Source organism: Laceyella sediminis (assembly GCF_003003125.1).
Lineage (GTDB): Bacteria > Bacillota > Bacilli > Thermoactinomycetales > Thermoactinomycetaceae > Laceyella > Laceyella tengchongensis.
In genome coordinates this window covers 79,512-102,856 of the sequence record NZ_PVTZ01000009.1, presented here as the reverse complement: position 1 = coordinate 102,856, position 23,345 = coordinate 79,512, and the positions used below count along the sequence as shown (strand labels likewise).

Below are 23,345 nucleotides of genomic sequence, written 5' to 3'. Positions count from 1 at the left end.
ATAAAAAACGCCTCCGCAGCAACAATGCTGCAGAGACGGTTATGCCCGCGGTTCCACTCTGCTTGAATTCCGCAAACGCAGAATTCCCCTTCACCCTATAACGGCGGGTACCGGAACGCTCCTACATGGGCGCAATCGCCCGTTTCAGAGGTCAGCTCATGGGCGCATTTCAGAACCGTTCCGGATAGGGTTTCGCACCAACCAACCCCTCTCTGGCATCCAGTCACGCTTCCTACTTTTCCCATTCATCGCTTTTGGCGTTAACATTATTTTGTCCGACGAGCTTAGGCCTTGTCAATCTGTTGTTGCAAACGGCTTCTCACCGTCTCAAGGCCGATGAGCGCGAGCGACTCCCGCAAGTCTGGACCGTGCACGACACCCGTGACAGCGGCGCGCACGGGCATAAACAGCTGTTTTCCTTTATGCCCCGTCTCTTTTTGCACCTGCTTGAAAATGTCTTTGAGCGCGTCGGTTTCCAATGTCTCCAAGGCATCCAACTTATTTAGGAAGGAAGACAGCACCTCTGGTACATGCGGCGCCGACAGCACTTCTTTGGCTTCCTCGGTCACTTTGTACTCTTCTTGGAAGAAAAGGTCAGTCAATTCTACAATTTGAGCCACGTATTCCAATTGCTCTTGATACAAAGCAATCACCCGAGTCACCCACGCCCGCTGTTCATCGGACAGAGGCAACGTGATGCGGCCCGCCTTTTCCAAGTATGGCAACGCTAAGTCGACAATTCGTTCCAACGGCGCCTTTTTAATATATTGCCCATTCATCCATTTCAACTTGCCCGTGTCAAAGATAGCTGGCGCTTTGGAAACGCGTTCCAACGAAAAGCGTTCCACCAATTCATCTTTGCTGAAGATCTCTTCTTCCCCTTCGGGAGACCAGCCCAAGAGGGAGAGAAAATTGAGGATGGCTTCCGGCAAATAGCCCAAATCCTTGTACTGATCAATGAATTGAATGATGCTTTCATCCCGTTTGCTCATTTTCTTGCCTTCTGCATTCAGAATGAGCGGGATGTGGGCGAATTGAGGCGTTTCAAAACCTAACGCCTGATAGATCAAAACTTGTTTCGGCGTGTTGGACAAATGCTCTTCCCCGCGGATGACATGGGTGATTTTCATCAGAGCATCATCCACCACAACAGCGAAATTGTAAATCGGCCGGCCATCCGGACGACGAATCACAAAATCGCCAATACCGTCTGTTTCAAACTTCACTTTGCCACGGATCGCATCGTCGATCTCGATCACTTGCCCTTCTGGCACACGGAAGCGTACGCTCGGCACACGACCTTCGGCCTCATACTTCGCTCGTTGTTCCGGTGTCAGATCGCGATCCCAACCACTGTACTTCGGCGCTTCTCCCCGCGCCAATTGCTCTTCCCGTTCCTTGTCGATCTCTTCCTGGGTTGCATAGCTCAAATACGCTTTTCCCTCGGCTAACAATTGATCGATGTACCGATTGTAGATGTCCATCCGTTCCATACAACGGTAAGGCGCATACGGGCCGCCCACATCGACCGATTCGTCCCAATCGATCCCAAGCCATTTCAGCATATCCATTTGCTTCTTGTCAGCACCCGGCACATTCCGTTCTGTGTCGGTATCCTCGATGCGCACGATAAAGTCGCCGCCCTGCTGTTTAGCCAACAGATAGCTGAACAAAGCCGTCCGCGCGCCACCAATGTGCAAATGCCCCGTCGGGCTTGGAGCATATCGTGTTCGAATCTTCATCTCATCCATGACTCCTTTGCTAAAACAATATATGCGGTTTTATGCTTTGTTGACCAGACAAACGACGGCCATGGCTGCGATGCCCTCGCCTCTTCCGGTGAAACCGAGCTTTTCCGTCGTCGTCGCTTTCACATTCACTTGTTCTGGGTTCCCCTCCAACAAAGCAGCGATCCGTTTTTGCATCGCTGGAATGTGGGGAGCCATTTTCGGTTGCTGGGCGATGATGGTGCAATCAACATTTCCCAGGCAATAACCCTTTTCTTTCACCAAGGACCATACCGTTTCCAACAACTTGGCGCTGTCTGCCCCTTTGTATGCGGGATCGGTATCTGGAAAATGTTTGCCAATGTCCCCCAAAGCCAATGCGCCCAACACGGCATCCGTGATCGCATGCAACAACACATCCGCATCGGAATGCCCGATCAAACCTTTCTCATAAGGAATCTGAACCCCTCCAATGATCAAGGGCACATTCGGTCCCAACTGATGCACATCAAACCCTTGTCCGATTCGGATCATATGCTCTTTCCCCTCATTTGATATATCGCTTCTGCCACCGCCAAATCATCGGGCGTCGTCAGCTTGATATTGGTATACTCGCCTTCAACCACTCGTACATCTATCCCTAGCTCTTCCACCAACATAGCGTCATCCGTCACCGAGGCGCCGGTCTTCCGGCCTTGCTCATGCGCTTCCATCAGCATGTCGGTTCGAAACGCTTGAGGTGTTTGCACAGCCCACAATCGCTTGCGGTCTGGCGTTTCCTCCACCACTCCCGCGGCATCCACCATTTTGACCGTCTCTTTCACCGGAACAGCCAATATAGCCGCGCCATGCATTTTGACCGCCTCCAACAGGCGAGAAATTGCCTCCCTGCTGACAAACGGCCGCACAGCATCATGAACCAACACCCATTCAGTGGAGAGCACCCGCAAGCCGTTGTACACGCTGTCTTGACGCTCGCGCCCCCCCACGACGACATGCGTCACTTTCCGCAATCCCGCATCCGCAACCAGTTGACGCACACGCGCCACTTCTTCTTCCCGGACCGCAAGGACAATTTCGTCCACCTCCGGGTGGGTCTCAAATATATGTAACGTATGAATCAAGACAGGCTTTCCTTGAAAAGACAGAAATTGTTTGCTTTCCTTGGAGCCCATCCGCTTGCCCAGGCCGGCTGCGGGAATCACCACACCAACACTCAAGAGAACTATCTCCTTTCAAACACACAAATGCCCGTCTTCGGTTTAGGATAAACCAATCACGGGCCACTCGCAATCCGTTTTCATCAAGAAAAGGGGGCAATCCACCACATCGGCGCGGAGTGGCCCCCTTCTCCCAATTCATTGGATAACCCTCGATAGCCAACCCATCCCCAAACCTTACAGTGCACGCTCCAACAGCTTTGGTTTGGCGAAGATCATGCGGCCGGCCGAAGTTTGCAACACACTGGTAACCAGCACATCAATGCGGTCTCCGATGTAGTCGCGACCGCCTTCGATGACGATCATGGTGCCATCATCGAGATAAGCGACACCCTGTCCATGCTCTTTGCCATCCTTGATCACTTGAACGTTGATCTCCTCACCCGGCAACACAACTGGTTTGACAGCATTGGCCAAGTCGTTGATGTTGAGCACACTCACTCCTTGCAATTCACACACTTTGTTCAAGTTGAAGTCATTGGTAACGACTTTCCCAGACAAGACTTTGGCCAACTTCACCAGCTTGCTGTCCACTTCTTGCACTTCCTCGAAGTCACCTTCATAGATCAGGACTTTCACATCAAGCTCTTTTTGGATTTTGTTGAGAATATCCAATCCGCGCCGTCCACGATTCCTTTTCAGCACATCGGAGGAATCCGCGATGTGTTGCAATTCTTCTAGGACAAAGCTTGGAATGACCAACGTACCTTCCAAAAAGCCCGTGCGGCAGATGTCAGCAATGCGCCCATCAATGATCACACTGGTATCCAAGATTTTGTGTTCAGAAAAGTGCTTTTCATCCTTTTTATTACGTCCTTCCCTATTTTGACGCCCAGCTGTAAAGATAGAGATAAGTTCGTCACGCTTTTTATATCCCACTCTGAATCCGAGATAGCCGAACAACCCAGAGATGATAAACGGCAATATACGATTGATGACCGGAATTGGCAATTGGGTCAGCGGCATTTGGATCAACACGGCCACGATCAAGCCGGAAACCAGACCCAGCGCTCCAAAGATCCCATCGATTGCCGGAATCTTGATCAATCTCTCTTCGCTCCAGCGAATCCACTTCACCACATTGTCTGAAATCCAATACGTAGAGATGAACAATGCCGCTGCGCCCAAGGCGGCGCCAATGTAATGTGGGGCCGGAACTTCACCGAAATTCAGAGGAGATTTTTGAAGCAACCCGAAAAACCTTTCCCCATAATAATACCCTACAGATGCACCGATCAAGGTCAAAGCCAATTGCACAAAACGTTTTAGCACGGGGCTTCACCTCCTCCCAAAACCAAAGTCCCCTACTACCATTATAGACATTCTGCGAAAATGAAAACCCAGACAAACGCAATTTCTTATGACCGTTTTGTAAACTCGACAATAAAAAGAAAAATTAGTTCTTCTTCGCTAAAATTCCATCAATTAGTTCAAAAGCTTGTTCTTCGTCCAGATCGCGCGCCAACGCCAATTCACTGATCAGAATCTGCTTGGCATTATCCAGCATTTTGCGTTCGCCCGTGGACAACCCTTTTTCTGCATCCCTCAACATCAATGAGTGTACCACGTCGGCCACTTCATGAATATCACCGCTTTTCATTTTGTCCAAATTGGCTCGATAGCGACGGTTCCAATTGGATGTGTCCGTGATCTCCTGATTTCTCATGCGATCAAGCACTTCGCTTACTGTGTCTTCGTCGACAACTTCTCTGAGTCCGATGCTTTCGACATTGCGCATGGGAACCATCACTTTCATATCCCCAATAGGCATCCTCATCACATAGTACTTCTGCCGCTCACCCAAAATTTCCTTTTCCTCGATCGACTCGATGATACCCGCACCATGCATGGGATAAACCACTTTATCGCCAATATTGAACAAAACACCCACCTCCGAGAGGGCAATATCTATTTCCAAGATATCACAAAATTACACTCCCGTCAATAAAATAAAAAAGTTTATATTAGCACATAAATCCACGCTTCGTCAATATGTGAGCCCCGGAAAAGTTATTGTCTGTTTAGATGGAAAATTGACACGATTGTAGAATCGTCTATATAATAAAATTAGTGAACCCGGATTTTAGTTTCACCATTCCCCATGCGAGGTGAAGGCGATGAGTGAAGACAACCTTCATTCTTTTCAAGAGCAGGTGGCTGACCTTTTGCTTCGGCACCGTAGCTTTTTGGATGTGACATCCAAATTGCAGGAAGCGAATGCGCGCGTGGTTCGCGCTTTGATGAAAGCCGTGACCGAATGCGGTTGTATCGAAGTCAACGCTTGCCGGCAGGCTTTTCCTGAAGACTTGACCACATCCGACTGGAAAAGCCACTTCCAAACTCATCTTTCCGGCAAGCTGTGTGATCATTGCTTGGATGTCGTCAAACACGAAATGGGTAAACATCTCTTTTATGTGGCCGCGCTGTGCAACCTCCTGCACATCTCCATTCCCGAAGTGCTGAAGCAAGAATCGGATCATCTGTCCACACTCGGGGTTTTTCATCTTCGTTAGTCGATCTTCGCCCAAAAGATAAACGGGTTTCGCATACCCTTGCAATGTCCGACCGCCAAATCGGCGGCATAAAAAACAACCCTGCATCGCAACAGGGTTGTTTGTTGTCTATTTGAGCTCTTCGACGGGATCTTCGTTGTCTTTCCGCTTCAGTTCCAACGACTTTTTCACGCCGTATACGGCATACAACGCCAACGGCACAAACATCACTTTCGGCAGTTCATACGGGAACCGGAAAGCGGCAACCGCGATCATGATCAAAAACAGTGGTGCCAACCAAATCGCCGACTTCGGCAACCCGACTTTTTTAAACGTCGGATATTTCACTTGACTGATCATCAAATACGACAAAAACAGCATTGCAATCATAAGCGCCACTTTGTTGGGCAACATGTCACTGTACAAGGCCATCGTTGCCAGTATTCCTCCGGCGGCCGTAATAGGCAATCCGATGAAATACCCCGGCTCACCCGGATGAACATTGAAGCGCGCCAACCGCAGTGCGCCACAGATCGGGAAGATGGCCGTAACCAACCAACCCAAAGGGCCCATTTCGCTCAACGTCGTCCCGTACATGATGATCGCAGGCGCAACACCAAAAGAAATAACATCCGATAATGAGTCCAGCTCTTTTCCAAATTCGCTCTGCGTATTAAGCATGCGGGCGACCCGTCCGTCCAATCCATCCAACAGCATGCCGACAATCACCATGATGGCCGCATATTGCCAGGAATGCTGAATGGCTAAAATAATCGAGATGACACCGAGAAACAAGTTGCCAACCGTAAAACAACTGGGCAACGCCTTCGCAAACATAAGGGAACCTCCTAACAAGTGTCAACGGGTGGTTATGAGCCCATCCCACTTCCCTGTTTTCGTTCAATTTGCTTTAGTGGTTACATTCTAGGTTATTTAGATATGTCTGTCAATAAACACCTGTTCCTGAATCCGCTTCAATCCTTCTTTAATCGTGCGTGCCCGCACATGCCCAATACCTTCCACATCATCCAATTCCTCTATGGTCGCCATCATAATCCGCGACAGGTTTTCAAAGCGCGAAACCAGCTTGAAAATGATGTTGGATGGCAAGCGCGGAATTTTGTTGAGAATGCGGTATCCTTTTGGCGAAACCGATTCTTCCTGGATGTTCACATTGCCCACATACCCCAACATCCGTACCAGAAGGGAGTGCTCTAACAACTCATCGGCGGACAGCTTTTGCAGTTCGCAGAAGACCGTTTGCGGTTCAATCTCGGGATTCAGACAGTAATCCCTGATCAACAACTCCGCCTCCTCCTCCACATCAGCCACGAGTTCTTCCAGTTGCATGCTGATGAGTCGCCCTTCCGTCCCCAACTCATGAATGTACGTTTCAATCTCTCGCTTGATGCGTAAGACCATCTCCACCCGTTGTAACACGAGTGCCACTTCACTTAGGGTAACCAATTCCTCGAATTCCAACGCAGTCAAATTGGTTGTTGTTTGATCCAAGACAGATTTATATTTCTCCAGTGTCTGCACCGCTTGATTCGCCTTGGTGAGGATCACACCAATATCTTTCAATGCGTACCGAAAATGCCCTTTGTACAATGTAATGATATTCCTGCGCTGAGAAATGGACACAACCAACTTACCGGTTTGCTTTGCCGTTCTTTGAGCCGTCCGGTGACGGATTCCCGTCTCGGTTGAAGGAATGTCCGAGCTGGGTACCAATTGGGCATTGGCGTACAATATCCGTTTCCCGTCATTGCTTAAGATGATGGCGCCGTCCATTTTGGCGAGTTCGTACAGAAAAGCCGGCGTAAACGGGCAATCAATGTGAAATCCTCCGTCCACGATTTCCCGGACGCTATCGTCATAGCCGATAACGATCAATGCACCTGTTTTGGCGCCCAGCACATTGTCCAACCCTTCGCGCAATGTGGTGCCCGGAGCGATTAAGCGCAACATCTCACTGGAACTTGTTTCTTTTTGCTCGTCTTTCACTCATTACCCCCCCAACGCCACACGCAATGCTTCTTCTAATGTATGCACCCCTATCAGTTCCACCCCTTCCGGCGGCGTCCAGCCCCGCCGGTTCTTCTCCGGAATGACGACACGTCGAAATCCCATATTTGCCGCTTCCGCCACTCGCTGTTCAATGCGCGAAACGCCACGCACTTCCCCCGTCAGTCCTACCTCGCCGATGAACAAATCGTGCGCGGATGTAGAAACATCGCGAAAACTTGAGGCCAAGCTGATGGCCATGGCCAAATCGACGGCTGGTTCGTCCAACCGTACTCCGCCAACCACATTGATATAGGCATCCTGATTTTGCAGGAAAAAGCCGAGACGTTTCTCCAACACCGCCATAATCATGGTGACGCGGTTGTGATCAACCCCGGTTGCCATTCGTTTGGGCGTGGCAAAACTTGTAGGCGCGACCAGGGCCTGTAACTCAATCAAAACTGGCCGGGTTCCCTCGATACTTGCGGCCACAGCAGTACCAGGAGCGCCCACGGGCCTTCCCGACAAAAACATCTCCGAGGGGTTATCCACTTCTGCCAATCCACTTTCCTTCATTTCAAACACGCCGATTTCATTGGTCGATCCAAACCGGTTTTTGACTGCCCTGAGCACCCGATACGTATGGTGGCGCTCCCCTTCAAAATACAAAACGCAATCCACCATGTGCTCCAACATCCTCGGCCCAGCGATCGCCCCCGCTTTGGTCACATGACCCACGATGATGATCGCCATGCCTCTGTCCTTGGCCCAACGCATCAGCGTGCCGGTGCATTCCCGCACTTGTGCAACGCTGCCTGGTGCAGACATCACTTCTGGATGAAACACCGTTTGAATGGAGTCAACCACCATCAATTTCGGCTTGTTTTCATCCATGAGGCTTTCGATGGCAGTCAAATTGGTTTCGGAAGCAACCAATAAGTTCTCGCTCAACGCTCCAAGCCGATCAGCGCGAATGCGGATCTGCTCCGTCGATTCTTCCCCCGATACATATAAGATGGGCAACCCGCGCTTGGCTAATTCATGTGACGCTTGCAGAAGCAACGTCGATTTCCCGATTCCCGGGTCACCTCCGACCAAAATAAAAGAACCCGGCACCAAGCCTCCGCCCAAAACGCGGTTCAATTCGTTGATGCCCGTGTCGGAACGCGGCTGATCCAGCTTCTCCACTTGCGTAATCGGCGTCGCTTTTTCATGTTTGTCACGGATTTTTAACCCCGTACCCGGAATGATGGCCGCTTTGCTATCCATCTCTTCCACCATGGCATTCCAGGTTCCGCATCCTGGGCAACGCCCCATCCATTTGGCCGATTCATATCCGCATTCCTGGCACACAAACTTGGTCTTTTTTTTCGCCACAGCTCGTCCCCTACTCACTTCTATTATATTTACTCCTCATTATAACAAATATCTTGACAAAAACATCATATTACAAATCCGTTTTTTAACCTTCCTCACTTTAAAATAGGCTTTGTTTTCCCACGGCATCAACCAGGTCATTTGTATTTTTTATGATGTTTTTATATTCTTTTGATGACAAGTCCAACGGAAAAACCACTCACCGTCCCGTAGGCAGTGAGTGGTTGTCTGCTTATTGTGCCGCGCCTTTCGTGGTCTCTTCCTTTTCAACCACCAACTGTCCATCTCTGTAGTCGATCAGCACCGACTCGCCCCGAGAAATGTTGCCGCGCAACAGTTCTTCAGAGAGGCGGTCTTCGATGTGCTTCTGGATGGCGCGACGGAGCGGCCGAGCACCGTAAGTTGGGTCAAACCCTTCTTTGGCCAAATGTTTTTTCGCGCTGTCTGTGAGTCGGAAATCAATCTCTTGCTCTCTCAGTCTTCTTCTGAGCTCTTCAGCCATCAACGACACGATTTCCTCCAAATGCTCTTCCCGCAACGAATGGAAGACGATCAGATCATCAATGCGGTTTAGGAATTCCGGACGGAATGATTTTTTCAGCTCTTCCATCACGTTTTGCTTCATTTGCTCATAGTCATCTTTAGCTGTATCGCCAACGGTGAAGCCCAAGCGTCCGCTCTTCTTGATCGTGGAAGCACCTGCGTTAGAGGTCATAATGATGATGGTGTTGCGGAAGTCGACCGTCCGCCCTTTGCCGTCAGTCAGCCGTCCATCTTCCAACACTTGCAATAGAATGTTAAACACCTCAGGGTGCGCTTTCTCCACCTCATCGAAGAGAACAACAGAGTAAGGCTTGCGGCGTACTTTCTCCGTCAGCTGCCCGCCTTCTTCATATCCCACGTATCCTGGCGGGGAACCGACCAAGCGGCTGGTGGAGTGTTTCTCCATGTACTCGGACATGTCAATTCGGATCATCGCATCTTCATCACCGAACATCGCTTCCGCCAGTGCGCGAGCCAGCTCGGTTTTCCCTACGCCCGTCGGGCCGAGGAAAATGAATGAACCGATCGGGCGCTTGGGATCCTTCAACCCCGCCCGAGCGCGGCGGATAGCACGTGCGACTGATTTCACCGCTTCTTCTTGCCCGATGACGCGGTTATGCAGAATCTCCTCCATGTTCAATAAGCGTTCTGACTCTTCCTGTGCCAGCTTTTTGACCGGAATCCCCGTCCAGTTGGACACCACATCGGCGATATCTTCGGCGGTGACTTCGGAATCCGTCTTCCCTTGGTCTTGCTTCCAATTATTGCGGGTCACTTCAATTTCTTCCCGCAGTTTTTGTTCGGTGTCTCTTAGTGAAGCCGCCTTTTCAAACTCCTGGCTTTGCACAGCCGCGTCTTTTTCTTTCTTAATTTCTTCTAAGCTCTGCTCTAGCTTTTTCAATTCAGGCGGAACCATATATGATTTGAGGCGCACTTTGGACGCTGCTTCGTCGATCAAGTCAATCGCTTTATCGGGCAGATACCGATCCGTAATGTAACGGTCCGACAACTTCACCGCTTGTTCAATCGCTTCATCCGTGATTTTCACACGATGGTGCGCTTCATAGCGGTCACGTAGTCCCTGCAAAATCAAGAAGGCCTCTTCAATGCTCGGCTCATCCACCAAGATCGGTTGGAAACGGCGCTCCAAAGCCGCATCTTTTTCAATGTATTTGCGATACTCATCCAAGGTGGTCGCCCCGATGCATTGCAATTCCCCACGAGCCAGTGCTGGCTTCAGGATGTTGGACGCGTCAATGGCGCCTTCTGCCCCACCTGCACCGATCAAGGTGTGAAGCTCATCGATAAAGAGAATGATATTTCCCGCTTGACGAATCTCATCCATGATCTTTTTCAGCCGATCCTCAAATTCGCCGCGGTATTTGGTTCCGGCAACCACCGTACCCATATCCAGCGTCATCACGCGTTTGCCGCGCAAGGTCTCCGGAATTTCCCCATCGACGATGCGTTGCGCCAGCCCTTCGGCCACCGCCGTCTTACCAACGCCCGGTTCCCCGATCAGCACTGGGTTGTTTTTGGTTCGGCGGGACAAGACTTGAATCACCCGCTCGATTTCTTTGCTACGGCCAATTACGGGATCGAGATTGCCATCACGGGCCGCCGCAGTCAAATCGCGAGCCAAACCGTCCAGCGTCGGGGTGTTCACATGATTGTTGGCACCAGGATGATTGGACAACGCCTCGCTTGAACCAAGCAATTGCAACACTTGTTGACGTGCTTTGTTCAAGCTCACTCCCAAGTTGTTCAACACCCGGGCCGCCACCCCTTCCCCTTCGCGGATCAAGCCGAGGAGAATGTGCTCCGTCCCCACGTAGGTGTGACCCAACTTGCGCGCTTCATCCATCGAGAGTTCAATTACTTTCTTAGCGCGAGGAGTGTAAGCGATGTTGCTTGGTTGATTTTGGCCGCGGCCGATCAGGTTCTCAACCTCTTTGGATATTTTCTCCAAGCCCAATCCAAGAGCAACCAACGCTTTGGCGGCGATGCCTTCACCCTCTCGCACCAGGCCCAACAGGATATGTTCGGTGCCAATGTTATTGTGACCGAGACGAACTGCCTCTTCTTGCGCTAACGCCAACACCTTCTGCGCACGCTCCGTAAATCGACCAAACATCATAGTTAACACCTCACCTTTACTAGTCGTTCTTAGCGAACGTTTTTTGTGAGCTTAGTACGACTGTACTCCGCAGAGCGGAGTTTCTTATCCCGTTCTTAGCGAACGTTTTTTGTGAGCGAGAGTCTGACTGTACTCCGCCGAGCGGAGTTTCTTATCCCGTTCTTAGCGAACGTTCTTCTATATGTGCATTTTATTGCTCTTTCGTTTGCTCCATGGCCAACCGCTCCCGGATCAGCCGTGCGCGCCGGATGTCCCGTTGCTCGGGATTGAGCCGTTGGTTTGCATAACTTTGCAAGAATCCCGGCTGCGTCATCACCATCAACTCATTCATCACATTGGCCGACACACCGAGGATCAAGCCCATGTCCACACCCAACCGCACATCGGACAGGCGTTTCATCGCCTCATTGGAATCAATGATCCGCGCATGAGCCAAGATCCCGTAAGACCGGTGCACCCTGTCTTCCAATTGGGTCAGGGACATCTCTTGAAGCCTCCGTCTAGCTATTTGCTCATGTTCGATCATCTGTCGAACAACTCCTTGCAAGTTATCCAAAATCTCTTCTTCCGATTGTCCCAAGGTGACTTGGTTGGAAACTTGGTAGAGCTGCCCCAACGCTTCACTGCCTTCGCCGTAAATTCCCCGCACGGCCAAACCCACCTGGGTGATAGCTGGAATCAGCCGGTTCAACTGTTGGGTCATGGCCAACGCCGGCAAATGAACCATGACTGACGCCCGAATTCCCGTGCCGACATTGGTCGGACAGCTGGTCAAATATCCGTATCCACCTTCAAACGCGTATGTGAGGTGTTTCTCCAACCAATTGTCGATCTGGCTGGCCAGTTCCCAAGCCTTCTCCAACTGCAAGCCGGGGAACAACACTTGAATCCGGATGTGATCTTCTTCATTGATCATGATGCTCACCGACTCGTCCTGGCTCAACAACACCGCGCCGTGTCGTGATTCCTCCGCCAGCATCGGGCTGATCAAATGCTTCTCGACCAACACGCGTTTTTCCAGATCAGTGAGGTCGGACATGCGAATCAATTCCGCGTCTTTGAGGACTGCCAACCGGTCTTTATCATTCTTCCAGGCTTCTTCCACTCTGCGCACCACTTCTTCGGCTTGCGACTGGGTGCTTAACAGGGGAAACGGCAAGCCGTCCAAGTTGCGGGCGATGCGCACGCGGCTAGAGAACACAATATCCGACTGCGGTCCTTTGACGCGCATCCATTCACTGATCGCATTTTGTATAAAATGTTCAAGCGACATGCGAATCACCCCTATTTTTCCAATTGCTCTTGCAATGAACGGATTTGGTCGCGCAGGCGGGCGGCTTCTTCAAATTCTTCCGTTTCAATCTTGGCCGCCAACTCGGCTTTCAATTGTTCCAATTCCTTTTTCAGCTTTAATTCCCCTTGCGCGCGCTCCGGGATTTTCCCACGGTGCGTGGAATGCCCATGCACCCTTCTCAACAGGGGGTCAAGCCGCTCTCGAAATGTCTTGTAACAGTCACCACAACCGAAACGGCCGATTTTGCTGAACTGATTATACGTCAACCCACAGGTATTGCATCGCAATGTTTGTGGTTTATATGCTTCTTGAGGAGAGGAGTTAAAATTGAGCAACCCAGACAACAGTTGATGGAAAGAAAATCCATGTTCAAATCCAGGCATAACTTCGCCTTTTTCTTGGGCACACACTTCGCACAGATGGAATTCCGTTTTTTCCCCATTCACTATCTTCGTGTAATGAAGTGTGGCCGGCCGTTTTCCGCATTCGGGACAGAGCATCGGCCGTCACTCTCCTTTGCTTGTAAATAATGTTGAGATAAGGATCCGCATCATCCGCGCCCGCATCTGGTCGCGCAACGGAATCGGCAATTGCAACGTTTCCCGGGAAATCAGGCGTTGCATCAACACCGCTTCCCGTTTAGTCATTAACTTCTCTTCAACCAACCGAATGATCACGTGTTCCGCTGTCAGTTGCGGAACGGCCTCACCAATCTGATCGAGCATCTCTTCAAACACTTCACGGCGATTTTGGAAACGAACCTTTTGAATGCGGATATAACCGCCTCCGCCCCTTTTACTTTCCACAATATACCCTTTTTCCACCGTGAAGCGGGTGCTGATGACGTAATTGATTTGTGACGGAACGCATTGGAAAATATCAGCCAATTCGCTTCGTTTTACCTCGATGACGCCTGTCTCGCTCTCATTCAGTATTTTCTTCAGATACCGTTCAATAATGTCCGAAATACTGTTCATTCGGACAACCTCCTGCTGACTTTGACTAACTTTGACCTTATGCTTAAATTATAGATAAAAATGCCCACATTGCCAATACCCTTCTGTGGTTATTTTGGACCAAAAACATCATATTCATTACCTCCTTTTCGCTTTTTAGGAGGGGAATTCTACAGCACTGTGTGGGCGGGGGAGCGGATTCCCCATACTAACCGCTCTCCCTCAGTCTGCCCGCACGCTCTTCACTCCCTCAATATTGGTGATCTCGTCAATCAGCTCGGTCAGAATCGTCTTTTGGGGCAATCGGACGGTGAGAGCAATTTCCAGCATGCCCGGCATTTCCTCATCTTCTTCCACATTCACTTTGCGTACACTCCCACCCTTCTCGGAGACCAATGTGAAGAGCTGTCCCAACTTCCCCTGTTCATCCTTTACATGGATATGAAGCAAACAGAGATGACGTTTGCGGATCAAAATTTTTTCCATCCTAGTCAATAACTCCAAGCTGACCAAGGCGAAAACCGTAGTCAACACAGCCCCGAACATAAATCCCGCCCCTACCGCTAGGCCGACGCCGGAGACCACCCACAAAGACGCCGCCGTCGTGAGCCCTGAAACAGAGGCACGATGTCGCAAGATGGTTCCTGCACCCAAAAACCCGATTCCACTCACCACTTGCGCGCTTAAACGCGCTGGGTCAAACCGCACTTGTTCTTCATCCATGTAATCAGTAAACCCGTAAATGGAAATCAACATGATGAGCGCCGACCCCAGACTCACCAAAATATGGGTCCGAAAACCCGCCGGATGATTGTGCCGCTCCCGCTCCCAACCGACAAGCCCTCCCAACAGTCCAGCCATAAACAGGCGCCACGCGATGTCCCAGTACGGAATCACCCACAATTGCCCCATGGCATCCTCTCTCCTCTTCGCTGTGATGATTCAACTGCCGGACGCCAGACGGCCGCTTGGCCGCCGGCAACATCTTTCCCCGTTTATCCTAGCCTGTTCCTGTTCAATTCATAACGAAGACGTAAATCAACGTTATTTACCAGCCAGGCATCTTATAAACGGTTGACTAACGACGGAAGTTCAGAAAACGTTGACAGGATCATGTCAGCCCCCTGCAACTCTTCCTCCCCTCCAAACTGCGAAAAGCCGGTATATCGGCAACCGATGACAACCAAGCCATTTTCCAACCCTGCCCGCACATCGGATTGTCGGTCCCCAACCATGTACCCTTGTGTAATTCCATGAGTTTCTTTACAAATCCGAACTAAGTCCACTTTGGTTTCCGTTTCATAGTCTCCTGCTGTATAAATTCCCTTAAATAAAGAAATTAATCCTTTAGAACTTAAAGCGCCACGCACATATGGGCCCACACCGTTGCTGGCGATGAATAAAGACCACCCTTGATCAATCAACTGGGGCAGCGTTTCTTCTACTCCTGGATAACATTGGCCCACTCCTTGATCAAACAACTCCAACTCTTTGGCCAACATCAACTTATCAGCGGTGTGGCGAACCTCTTCACTTGCTTCAGGCAACAAGGTTTCCCACAGCTCCTCATGTGTCATACCAAACACCGATTGAATTTTCTCATCCGAGGGAATCTCCCCATCATACAGTCCTTGCTTCCGCAACTGGACAAACGTTTCCCGAAAGGCGGGCACCCCCACTTTTTCTGTTTGGAACAAGGTACCATCCAAATCAAAAATGATTGCTTTCATATTATCTCCTCTTTCCGTTTTTGCATTAATTGTGACCAATGTGATGGGAAGCCAACCAAAACACCATCCCTATAAAAAAGGCCCACTTAGGCATGCCCCCTGCACGTTTATATTTTATAGCCAAATTCCCATTAAAACATGAAAGACCGGCTTCACAACGGAGGAATAAAGCGGGGCACCCCTTATAACGACTGGGCTGCCCGCTACGATCCTATCACCTGCGATAAATACAATTGACAAAACTGTGACGAAAATATAAAATTTAAAATACTGAAACACCCTTTGGGAAAGAAGTCGTCCTCCATGAATAAGCTTTTTCTCATGCTTACTGGCACAGCTTTGCTTGGGTACGCTTCGAAGCGGTTCCCATTGCAGGCTACTCCCCCCTGGACGGCTTCCATGAACAAAGGTGTGTTTTCCCCCATTTTCAACTTTACAACCACATGCCATGGGCGAGTCTCCGCCGATGGTTTTTTATTTTCTTATCCTCAACCCTCCTCCTTTTCCCTTCAAGCTATTTCGTTCCTTTTTGTTTACAGATTGCTAGGCCTACGTCATGATAGATTAAGAAATGGTACCGAACGCTATTTTTCAGATTGGGAAAACGGTGGTCTGATGAATAGGCAAGCGGCTCCAAAACCATTTTCTCATTCGCTTCACGCGTGACGAGGCGCTCATCGAGAAAAGGTTTTTCCGCCGCTTCTTCCCTACCAACTTGATTCATACACACCCTAGAATCGCCCTACCCTGTTCCCACAGATGAACATGCTATAAAACGGAGTGGTAACGTTGCGATACAAACAAATTAAATGGTTGATTCTCACCATCCCGACTGTCGTGGTTGGGGTGTGGGAATACGTACGACACGAGTTTCTCTTGCCGTACATCTCCATGGATGCGGGCAACATACTAACGCCTGTCATCGTATTTTTGGTCACCATCACACTGTTGTTGCACCTGTTTGTGGTGTATGAAAAAATGCAGGAGGATCTGAAAAAAGAACGGGCGGAAAAAGCCGTGTTGCAAGAAAGAGAACGGATCGCTAGAGAATTGCACGACGGAATCGCGCAAACCCTATTCTTATGCTCAGTGCAATTGGATCGGCTCAAACTAAAATACGACGATGGGGAACTAAATCAGGTGCACAAGCACTTGCGTCTCATCCACGACGATGTGCGCCAATCGATCTACAACCTCAAACACTCTTCCAGTGAAGCATCCCATGTGTGGCATGAGCGGCTGGTTCACTGGCTCGATCAGTATCAGCTCGACACGGGCATTCACTTGGAAGCCCATATCGACTTGAAGGAAGAGCTATTAACCCCTCGTGAAAAAGTGGAGCTGTTCCACTGTATTCAGGAAGCGCTGACTAACATCCGCAAACATGCGGCAGCCGAACACGTCTCCTTGCGGTTGGAACCCCGTCCGCCTGGATGGGCGTTAACAGTGGTTGATGATGGCAAAGGTTTTACTGATGACCCTTTTCAACATCATGACCGCTTCGGTTTGAAGATCATGCAGGAACGAGCTCACAACATGAAGGCTGATTTCAGCCTTACACGGGAACATGGCAAAACGAGGCTCCAAATCATTTCAGCAGGAGGGGATTTGCGTGGCTGAGCCTTGCCGGATTCTCATTGGAGACGACCACAAACACGCCCGTCAGGCCATGCGGATGATCATCGAGCAAGACCCTTTTTTTGAATTGGTGGGGGAAGCGCAAGACGGTTATGAAGTGGTGAGGTTGGCAGCTGAGCTAGTGCCCGATATGGTGTTGATGGACATCAACATGCCGGGACTGAGTGGCCTAGAAGCGACACGGATGATCAAAGAAGCATACCCCTCCATCAAAATTGTGATGGTCACGGTTTCCGATGATGCGTCTGATCTGTTTGAGGCGCTGAAAAAAGGGGCACAGGGTTACCTATTGAAAAACTTGAATCCTTCGATCTGGCTCACCTATTTACGATCCATCGTGGCCGATGAGGCACCGATGCCCAAAGAAATCGCCAGCCGGATTTTGCATGAATTTACCCCTTCTCCTACTAAGGCTCCCGCTTCCACAAACTTAACCAGCCGTGAACAAGAGATTCTCACCCATGTGGCCAAAGGATTGAGCAACCGTGAAATTGCGGCCGCCTGCACGATCTCAGAGTATACGGTGAAGAACCATTTAAAAAACATCATGCAGAAATTGCATTTGCACAACCGGGTACAATTGGCCCGCTTCGCCGTTGAACAAGGATGGGTTTCCCAACGGTTTCAGGGAGACGATGATGAAAAATAGCCCAAAAGAGGGATAGCCAAACCACAGGGAAAGGCTGACAATAGAGGTTGAGCTTTTTTGGAAGGTTCAGAAGGGAGAAAGCAGGAATGAAACGACATACGGCTATGTTATTGGTGGGACTCCTGACCTTGTCTGGAGTATTGACCGCATGCCAAACCAACACGAAGCAAACCCAACATCATCAGCACCATACACAGACCACCCAACCCACGCAGTTGAATATTACCTTTCAAACTGATCCAGCCCATCCCGACAAGGATAAACCTGTGAAACTCATCTCTCATATCACAGCCGATAAACAACCTGTCGAAGATGCCAAAGTGGAGTTTGAAGTATGGAAACAAGGTGACAAACACCAAATGATCGCAGCCCAAAAAACGAAGGGTGGCGTGTACCAAGCTACTCACACCTTTAAAGACGATGGACAACATGTAGCGGTTGTGCATGTGACGACACCGGCAACCCACCAGATGATCAACGCCACCTTTGTCGTCGGCAATCCCAGCGCATCCCATCACAGCACCGCCGAAGACCATCACAAGAGCAACCTTCACTTACACATCGAAGCGCCCACTGACGCCAAAGCTGGCACGCAAGTGGCCATCACTGGACACGTCTCCAAAGCAAACAAGCCTTTTACCGATGCAAACGTCCAATTTGAGTACTGGCGTGAAGGGGATGACAAGCACTTGTTTTCCGATACGGCCGAAACCAAAGCTGGCAATTATGAAACACGGCTCACCTTCGCCAAGCCTGGCACCTACCAACTCAAGTTGCATGTGGAAAAAGGCAGCGAACATGACCATACCACACGAACGATCACCATTAAATAAAAATGAAAGACACAAGCATTTCCACAACAGCAAACTTTTGATAAAATAAGCCAAACGGGATCATATCCCGTCACCCAACAAATGAGCTAATTCCACTTACGAAAGAGGAACCGCCCAAATACAGGCGGCTCCTCTTTTGTTTCTTGGGATTGATTTGCCTTCGCATCTATCTTCTTACCGGATTTGTTCCAACGGCGCTTGGCCTGTCACATACACCATGTAGCACAGGAATGCGATCAATCCGATATACGCAATGCCGAATGCCCATCGCGTCTTGGGAGAAACACTGTAATACTTCTCATCTCGGTTAATCGCTCCGATCCGTTCGGGTGTGTATCTCCCTTCCAATATCATTCGCACCACACCTTGCCCCTCAGTGGTGGTCTTAACCAAGTTCAACTCATGCAATTCCCCTTGCATTTCGAAGGTGGCGATGGTGCCCAAGCCAGGGAATTCCACTGCCACCTGGTGGCTTTGATCTTCCAATTCACAATACTGAACAAACGGCAATGGGCGACGATGGTCTTCCCCAGGAATCCATACGCCCGCCTCGGAAAACTTCTGTTCTTCGATTTTGGCCTCGATTTGAAACAAACTCGGTTTTGCTTTCCGCTTCTTGCGCCCATATGTAGACCATAATTCAATAACAAACATAATGTAAATGATAATCAAGAGAATGCTTTTCGACCATATGATTAGCGCCGCACCCAAGATCAAGCCTAGTCCCCACAGCCAGCGCGTCACAGCTGTGACAATGCGACCGCCGTCCAAGGGATGTACCGGAATCATGTTAAACAAATTGATCATGAAGCCCACCACGGCAACCGCCACTATAATGGAGGAATCCAACCACAACCCCAATCCATAGCAGGCGAGGGCCCCCAACGTTCCCATCAGAGGACCGCCATAAGCGATAAATGCTTCCGTCGCAGCATCTGAAGGCTGGCGCTTCATCGTAATCAGCGCCCCTAAGAACGGGATGAACGACGGCGCCGAAACTGGAAGGCCTTTGAGTCGTGCTGCCCACACATGCCCCATCTCATGGATAAATATCATCATGACCAGCCCGACAGCAAACTCAAAGGGGTAGATCAAGGCATAACCGCCGATCGACACAAACATCGAAACCAACGTCCCGCCGAATTTGCCAAATTTCAACAACGGCAACAAGGCCTTCAACTTCCCGCCTAAACTGAGAAGCAGCACCCCCAATCCGCCCAACCATGATATGAGCCGATTTCGCCCGCCCTTCTTCTTCTCCCCTTCCACAATCTCTTGCCTCCTTTAAACCAATCATGACTACCTTTTTCCCTCTTTCCATAAAATTATGCAAAAAAACAAAGGGCAACCATCCATCTCAGATAACATTGAGCACCAAAAACAAAAAATTGCACCCCGCTAAGAGGTGCAATTTGTGAAGTGGTGGAGCTAAGCGGATTCGAACCGCTGACCCCCTGCTTGCAAGGCAGGTGCTCTCCCAGCTGAGCTATAGCCCCATATGTAATTAAAGACAAGAATTATATTACTATCCCCATAAGCGAAAGTCAAGCGATTGAGGAAAGCCATACAGCCTAAAAAAAGCCGGCTCTAATGAGCCGACTATTCTTCTTTTGCCTTCGCCTTGACTTCTGTGCTGGCTGGCACCGGTGGGAAATCTACTTGTTCCAGCTCCATCTGCAATGAGGGGACCTGCACCACCACCGGGGGCAACGCCTCACTATACGGGGCGAAAGAGAAAAACGCACCGATCCCAACAATTGCAACCAACCAACCCATCCGGCGGTTATTGTTTTTTCTCATCGGTCTTTTCCTCCTTCTTGGTGTCTGCTTTTTGTGGCTTAATCTGCTGGGCTTTTTTGATCGCGTCTTGAATTAGTGAGTTGTTTGCATCGATCTGATAAGCCTTTTCCAACACGCTGAGGGCATTCTCCTTGTCCCCCAACGCAATGTACGTCAAGCCAAGCTGATATTGATAGATGGCATTATTCGGCTCCAACTCCGCCGCTTTCAATGCCGCCAGGTTGGCAGACTTAAAGTTGCCGTGCAAATAATGAGCCAACGCTTTGTAATATTGCCCCTTAGGGAAACGCTTTTCCTTATCCACCGCATCATTAAACGCGCGATAAGCCCGTTTGCTGTATTCGGCCATCTCTTCTTCCCTTTTCTGAGGGGTTAGCGAAGTGTTTTTGGAGACTTGCTCCCATTTTTTCAGGTAGAGTACGCCCAATGTGAGATGGTACTCCTCCTGCTTCCGATCAGCATATTTTGCCGCCTTTTTGGCCTCCGTGATCGCATCGTCCAACTGGCCCTTCATGTTTAAATAAACGGCTAAATCATGATAATAGCGGGGCGTCTTCTTGCTGACGATAGTAGCGTAGCGAAGGGATTGAATCGCTTTGTCATATTGTTTCAAAGCCCCATAAATCTTGCCTTGGTGATAATAATATGAACCGGCACCTGGATTCAGCTTCACGGCACGGTTCGCCGCTTCCAGCGCCCCAGTGTAGTCCTTCAGGTAATAAGAGAAAACCGACAAATCGTCAAGTAATCTTGGCTCATCAGGGAATTCGGCAACAGCTGCTTCCAGCACCACTTTCCCCTTTTCATATTGTTGGGCCACACCATACATATTGGCCAAGTTAATATAGTACTCTTTTTTCCCCAGATCGGCGCTCAACGCCTTGCGTCCCAGTGCGATCGCTTGCTCCAACTGTTTGCGGTCATATGCCAAGTTGGATTGCTGATAATAGGCAAACGCCTGTTCAGCATCCTTCTCCACGGAAGAATCAAGAATGCCGCCAGCGGCCAGCACGTCTTCCGCCGAATCACCACTCAACCACATGAAACCCCCAACAGCCACCGCCAAAGCGGCAACGACACCAAGCAACGCGGCTATAGGACGGCGTGCCCGCGGACGTTGTTCCACCTGCTTCCGTTTCTCCGCTTGCTTCCCTTTCACCGGTCTGGGAAGGGTTTCTTCTTTTGAATTCTTGGTTTCTACTTTGGCTGGCAAAACTTCGCCTGCTGACTTGGATTTTTTTTGCTTTTTTTCTTCGTACTGCTCAGCCCAACGCCAGAAATCCCGAACTCGTGGCCTTTTTAGCGGATCAGCCGACAACGCGCGCTGAATCAGGCTTTCTAATTCCAACGACATGTCTTTCCGCGTCTCTTTCACCGGTTCCACTTTGTCGGCTTTGTCATCAACCCGCTTCCCCGTCAACATCTGGTACAGCACTTGGGCCACTTTCTTCACATCTTCCGCTTCCCGGCGCGCCAACCCAAACAGCCGCTTGGGGCCGCCAAACAAGAACCGGACTTCCCCAGTGGAGGTAATCATCATGTTTTGCGGGTCAATCAACGCAAACTGATCTTCATCATAACATTGCATCAAATGGTTGGTGACCGTCTTCAAAATGCGCGCCACTTCATCCATCGTCAGTGGAGCACTACGCATGAGATAAACCCCAAACAGGATGCCCTCCATCTTGTTAAATACCTGATACAGCTTCCCGTCTTCCAAAAACACTTCCTGAATCGGAAAAAACATTTCCTGATTCCGCGACATCAACTCATCCAATTCATAATCGGCCGGTTTTTTCTTCATATTGACCGCATGGATAAAACGAGTTTGCCCAGAATCCGGACCTTCCTTCTTCACGGTTGTGTAGTAAAGTACCCCTTCCACGAAGGGAAACACACTCGTGATCTCATATGTACCCTGAATAATATCGCCTTTCTGTTTAAACTCACTCATCACGCTCTCCTCCAACTTTTACCCTTCGTTCTGCTAACCATTCTAGGAAATCAGCTGTTTCAGCGATCGTCGGTCGTTTATGGAGATCAAATGAACAGGTTCGCTCGATCCACTCATCCAATTCTGGCGGACACTCTTTACAATAGGTGGAAATCGGCGGAATCGTCAAACCGACGCCTATGGGATTTTTTCCCGTCAACATTCTATAAATCAATGTTCCTAACGTATAGGAGTCGACTAACTGATTGGTCTTCTGATCCACTTGGGGAGCCAGTCCTTTAGGTAGCGCCCCCCACGCTCCCCCGTACAAAAAGCGGATTGCCTTGCCGGGAGTCAACAACACATTTTGCGGATGGATAATCGTCAGTTGCTTCTCTCCATACAACCGTAACAGGTGATTAACGATTCCCCGCGCGATCCAGACTGTTTCTTCCAAGTTTAGAGGAGAATGCTGAATTAAATGATGAGCAAGGAGGTTTCCTTCCAAACGTCGAAATACTTGATACAAGACCCCGTCTTCCACAAACACTTCCTTCACCGGAAAAAATACGGACTCGTCGCGTGCCAAAACCTCTTCCGGTTCCACTTGGTGCGGCATCGCATCCAGCTCCAGGGCGTGGACAAACCGCTTGCAAACGATCCCTGAGTCTTGATGCGCTTCCGTATAATACAAGGTGCCGATGACAAATGGAAATGTTTTGAGTACACGGTACGTCCCGTTAATCATCTCCCCTTGTTCCTTCAGCTTCATACAGCGCTTCCCCTTTAAATCTGATTTTCACTTTTTTCAAGTTCCGAACCTACTACCGTTTATTCTAACATGAACCCATTCGCTAGAGTAGGCATTGCGGCGAGTTCATATATCTTTAAAGGGATTCATGTCTTACAAATAGAAATATTTCTTTTTGTACTCAAACAAACCCCAATACCCGCATTTGCTGATCAGCAACTTGATTTACCATACACCCCCAAAAACAAGTTTATTCCT

Annotated in this window: 23 protein-coding genes, 1 tRNA gene and 1 other annotated feature; of the genes, 4 read left to right on the top strand and 20 right to left on the bottom strand. The window is 49.7% G+C overall.

What is annotated here, in order from left to right; genetic code table 11:
- Window positions 1-28: 28 nt before the first annotated feature.
- Window positions 29-258, bottom strand: a binding site (T-box leader).
- Between the two features lie 26 nt (window positions 259-284).
- From gltX to CLV36_RS11680, 5 genes are all read right to left on the bottom strand, one after another.
- Entirely contained in the window at window positions 285-1,742 is a 1,458-nt protein-coding gene (gltX, locus tag CLV36_RS11700) for a glutamate--tRNA ligase (protein WP_281257255.1), read from the bottom strand.
- 39 nt (window positions 1,743-1,781) lie between these two features.
- A complete protein-coding gene (ispF, locus tag CLV36_RS11695) occupies window positions 1,782-2,261 on the bottom strand; it encodes a 2-C-methyl-D-erythritol 2,4-cyclodiphosphate synthase (RefSeq protein WP_102991314.1) in 480 nt (159 codons plus the stop codon).
- A complete protein-coding gene (gene ispD / locus CLV36_RS11690; protein WP_228503310.1) occupies window positions 2,258-2,947 on the bottom strand; it encodes a 2-C-methyl-D-erythritol 4-phosphate cytidylyltransferase in 690 nt (229 codons plus the stop codon). The genes ispF and ispD overlap by 4 nt, the downstream gene beginning before the upstream one ends.
- Before the next feature lie 177 nt (window positions 2,948-3,124).
- The gene (locus CLV36_RS11685; RefSeq protein ID WP_102991313.1) at window positions 3,125-4,219 is read right to left on the bottom strand and encodes a PIN/TRAM domain-containing protein; all 1,095 of its coding nucleotides are present in this window, start codon (window positions 4,217-4,219) and stop codon (window positions 3,125-3,127) included.
- A 124-nt stretch (window positions 4,220-4,343) separates the two neighbouring features.
- Window positions 4,344-4,838 carry a CarD family transcriptional regulator gene (locus CLV36_RS11680; RefSeq protein ID WP_262983055.1) on the bottom strand — a complete coding sequence of 165 codons (495 nt, stop codon included), beginning with the start codon at window positions 4,836-4,838 and terminating at the stop codon, window positions 4,344-4,346.
- A 226-nt stretch (window positions 4,839-5,064) separates the two neighbouring features.
- Between CLV36_RS11680 and CLV36_RS11675 the strand changes: the two genes are divergently transcribed.
- Complete coding sequence (locus CLV36_RS11675) at window positions 5,065-5,460, top strand: hypothetical protein (protein ID WP_054095557.1); 396 nt, start codon at window positions 5,065-5,067, stop codon at window positions 5,458-5,460.
- A 108-nt stretch (window positions 5,461-5,568) separates the two neighbouring features.
- Here CLV36_RS11675 and pssA read toward each other — a convergent pair whose 3' ends face one another.
- From pssA to CLV36_RS11620, 10 genes are all read right to left on the bottom strand, one after another.
- The gene (pssA, locus tag CLV36_RS11670) at window positions 5,569-6,276 is read right to left on the bottom strand and encodes a CDP-diacylglycerol--serine O-phosphatidyltransferase (protein ID WP_106342785.1); all 708 of its coding nucleotides are present in this window, start codon (window positions 6,274-6,276) and stop codon (window positions 5,569-5,571) included.
- A gap of 96 nt (window positions 6,277-6,372) precedes the next feature.
- The gene (gene disA / locus CLV36_RS11665; protein WP_054095555.1) at window positions 6,373-7,446 is read right to left on the bottom strand and encodes a DNA integrity scanning diadenylate cyclase DisA; all 1,074 of its coding nucleotides are present in this window, start codon (window positions 7,444-7,446) and stop codon (window positions 6,373-6,375) included.
- A gap of 3 nt (window positions 7,447-7,449) precedes the next feature.
- Window positions 7,450-8,823: a DNA repair protein RadA gene (gene radA, locus CLV36_RS11660; RefSeq protein WP_102991309.1), complete on the bottom strand. Its 1,374-nt coding sequence runs from the start codon at window positions 8,821-8,823 to the stop codon at window positions 7,450-7,452.
- Window positions 8,824-9,055: 232 nt separating this feature from the next.
- Entirely contained in the window at window positions 9,056-11,503 is a 2,448-nt protein-coding gene (locus CLV36_RS11655; RefSeq protein ID WP_022738824.1) for an ATP-dependent Clp protease ATP-binding subunit, read from the bottom strand.
- Window positions 11,504-11,693: 190 nt separating this feature from the next.
- The gene (mcsB, locus tag CLV36_RS11650) at window positions 11,694-12,776 is read right to left on the bottom strand and encodes a protein-arginine kinase McsB (protein ID WP_102991308.1); all 1,083 of its coding nucleotides are present in this window, start codon (window positions 12,774-12,776) and stop codon (window positions 11,694-11,696) included.
- Window positions 12,777-12,787: 11 nt separating this feature from the next.
- Window positions 12,788-13,297 carry a protein-arginine kinase activator protein McsA gene (gene mcsA / locus CLV36_RS11645; protein WP_022738821.1) on the bottom strand — a complete coding sequence of 170 codons (510 nt, stop codon included), beginning with the start codon at window positions 13,295-13,297 and terminating at the stop codon, window positions 12,788-12,790.
- 6 nt (window positions 13,298-13,303) lie between these two features.
- The gene (locus tag CLV36_RS11640) at window positions 13,304-13,774 is read right to left on the bottom strand and encodes a CtsR family transcriptional regulator (RefSeq protein ID WP_022738820.1); all 471 of its coding nucleotides are present in this window, start codon (window positions 13,772-13,774) and stop codon (window positions 13,304-13,306) included.
- 201 nt (window positions 13,775-13,975) lie between these two features.
- Window positions 13,976-14,665, bottom strand: coding sequence for an MgtC/SapB family protein (locus CLV36_RS11635; RefSeq protein ID WP_106342784.1), 690 nt, complete (start codon window positions 14,663-14,665; stop codon window positions 13,976-13,978).
- Between the two features lie 152 nt (window positions 14,666-14,817).
- Window positions 14,818-15,483 (bottom strand): HAD family hydrolase, encoded by a 666-nt coding sequence (locus tag CLV36_RS11630; protein ID WP_106342783.1) that lies wholly within the window; start codon window positions 15,481-15,483, stop codon window positions 14,818-14,820.
- Window positions 15,484-15,997: 514 nt separating this feature from the next.
- On the bottom strand, window positions 15,998-16,213 hold the full coding sequence (locus tag CLV36_RS11620; RefSeq protein WP_181353008.1) for a hypothetical protein: 216 nt from the start codon (window positions 16,211-16,213) through the stop codon (window positions 15,998-16,000).
- A gap of 59 nt (window positions 16,214-16,272) precedes the next feature.
- On the opposite strand from CLV36_RS11620, the gene CLV36_RS11615 reads away from it, so the two are divergent.
- The 3 genes from CLV36_RS11615 (at window position 16,273) to CLV36_RS11605 (ending at window position 18,603) form a co-directional block, all read left to right on the top strand.
- Entirely contained in the window at window positions 16,273-17,103 is an 831-nt protein-coding gene (locus CLV36_RS11615; RefSeq protein WP_106342780.1) for a sensor histidine kinase, read from the top strand.
- Entirely contained in the window at window positions 17,096-17,770 is a 675-nt protein-coding gene (locus tag CLV36_RS11610; RefSeq protein WP_245888352.1) for a response regulator, read from the top strand. The genes CLV36_RS11615 and CLV36_RS11610 overlap by 8 nt, the downstream gene beginning before the upstream one ends.
- An 86-nt stretch (window positions 17,771-17,856) precedes the next feature.
- Entirely contained in the window at window positions 17,857-18,603 is a 747-nt protein-coding gene (locus tag CLV36_RS11605; RefSeq protein WP_106342778.1) for a FixH family protein, read from the top strand.
- A gap of 174 nt (window positions 18,604-18,777) precedes the next feature.
- Here the strand turns inward: CLV36_RS11605 and CLV36_RS11600 are convergent, their stop codons facing one another.
- The 5 genes from CLV36_RS11600 to CLV36_RS11580 all read right to left on the bottom strand — a co-directional run bounded on the left by CLV36_RS11600 (window position 18,778) and on the right by CLV36_RS11580 (window position 23,108).
- Window positions 18,778-19,872 carry a site-2 protease family protein gene (locus CLV36_RS11600; RefSeq protein ID WP_106342777.1) on the bottom strand — a complete coding sequence of 365 codons (1,095 nt, stop codon included), beginning with the start codon at window positions 19,870-19,872 and terminating at the stop codon, window positions 18,778-18,780.
- A gap of 151 nt (window positions 19,873-20,023) precedes the next feature.
- Window positions 20,024-20,099: transfer RNA gene (locus CLV36_RS11595), tRNA-Ala, on the bottom strand.
- Between the two features lie 103 nt (window positions 20,100-20,202).
- Complete coding sequence (locus tag CLV36_RS11590) at window positions 20,203-20,403, bottom strand: hypothetical protein (RefSeq protein WP_106342776.1); 201 nt, start codon at window positions 20,401-20,403, stop codon at window positions 20,203-20,205.
- Window positions 20,387-22,357: a tetratricopeptide repeat protein gene (locus tag CLV36_RS11585; RefSeq protein ID WP_106342775.1), complete on the bottom strand. Its 1,971-nt coding sequence runs from the start codon at window positions 22,355-22,357 to the stop codon at window positions 20,387-20,389. Before CLV36_RS11585 ends, CLV36_RS11590 begins: the two co-directional genes overlap by 17 nt.
- Entirely contained in the window at window positions 22,350-23,108 is a 759-nt protein-coding gene (locus CLV36_RS11580) for a serine/threonine-protein kinase (RefSeq protein WP_106342774.1), read from the bottom strand. The genes CLV36_RS11585 and CLV36_RS11580 overlap by 8 nt, the downstream gene beginning before the upstream one ends.
- Window positions 23,109-23,345: the final 237 nt, after the last annotated feature.

Coding starts and splice junctions, on each gene's coding strand:
- gltX (WP_281257255.1), bottom strand. CDS start 1,742: ATGAAGATTCGAACACGATATGCTCCAAGCCCGACGGGGCATTTGCAC.
- ispF (WP_102991314.1), bottom strand. CDS start 2,261: ATGATCCGAATCGGACAAGGGTTTGATGTGCATCAGTTGGGACCGAAT.
- CLV36_RS11675 (WP_054095557.1), top strand. CDS start 5,065: ATGAGTGAAGACAACCTTCATTCTTTTCAAGAGCAGGTGGCTGACCTT.
- pssA (WP_106342785.1), bottom strand. CDS start 6,276: ATGTTTGCGAAGGCGTTGCCCAGTTGTTTTACGGTTGGCAACTTGTTT.
- CLV36_RS11655 (WP_022738824.1), bottom strand. CDS start 11,503: ATGATGTTTGGTCGATTTACGGAGCGTGCGCAGAAGGTGTTGGCGTTA.
- mcsB (WP_102991308.1), bottom strand. CDS start 12,776: ATGTCGCTTGAACATTTTATACAAAATGCGATCAGTGAATGGATGCGC.
- mcsA (WP_022738821.1), bottom strand. CDS start 13,297: ATGCTCTGTCCCGAATGCGGAAAACGGCCGGCCACACTTCATTACACG.
- CLV36_RS11640 (WP_022738820.1), bottom strand. CDS start 13,774: ATGAACAGTATTTCGGACATTATTGAACGGTATCTGAAGAAAATACTG.
- CLV36_RS11635 (WP_106342784.1), bottom strand. CDS start 14,665: ATGGGGCAATTGTGGGTGATTCCGTACTGGGACATCGCGTGGCGCCTG.
- CLV36_RS11630 (WP_106342783.1), bottom strand. CDS start 15,483: ATGAAAGCAATCATTTTTGATTTGGATGGTACCTTGTTCCAAACAGAA.
- CLV36_RS11605 (WP_106342778.1), top strand. CDS start 17,857: ATGAAACGACATACGGCTATGTTATTGGTGGGACTCCTGACCTTGTCT.
- CLV36_RS11590 (WP_106342776.1), bottom strand. CDS start 20,403: ATGAGAAAAAACAATAACCGCCGGATGGGTTGGTTGGTTGCAATTGTT.
- CLV36_RS11585 (WP_106342775.1), bottom strand. CDS start 22,357: ATGAGTGAGTTTAAACAGAAAGGCGATATTATTCAGGGTACATATGAG.
- CLV36_RS11580 (WP_106342774.1), bottom strand. CDS start 23,108: ATGAAGCTGAAGGAACAAGGGGAGATGATTAACGGGACGTACCGTGTA.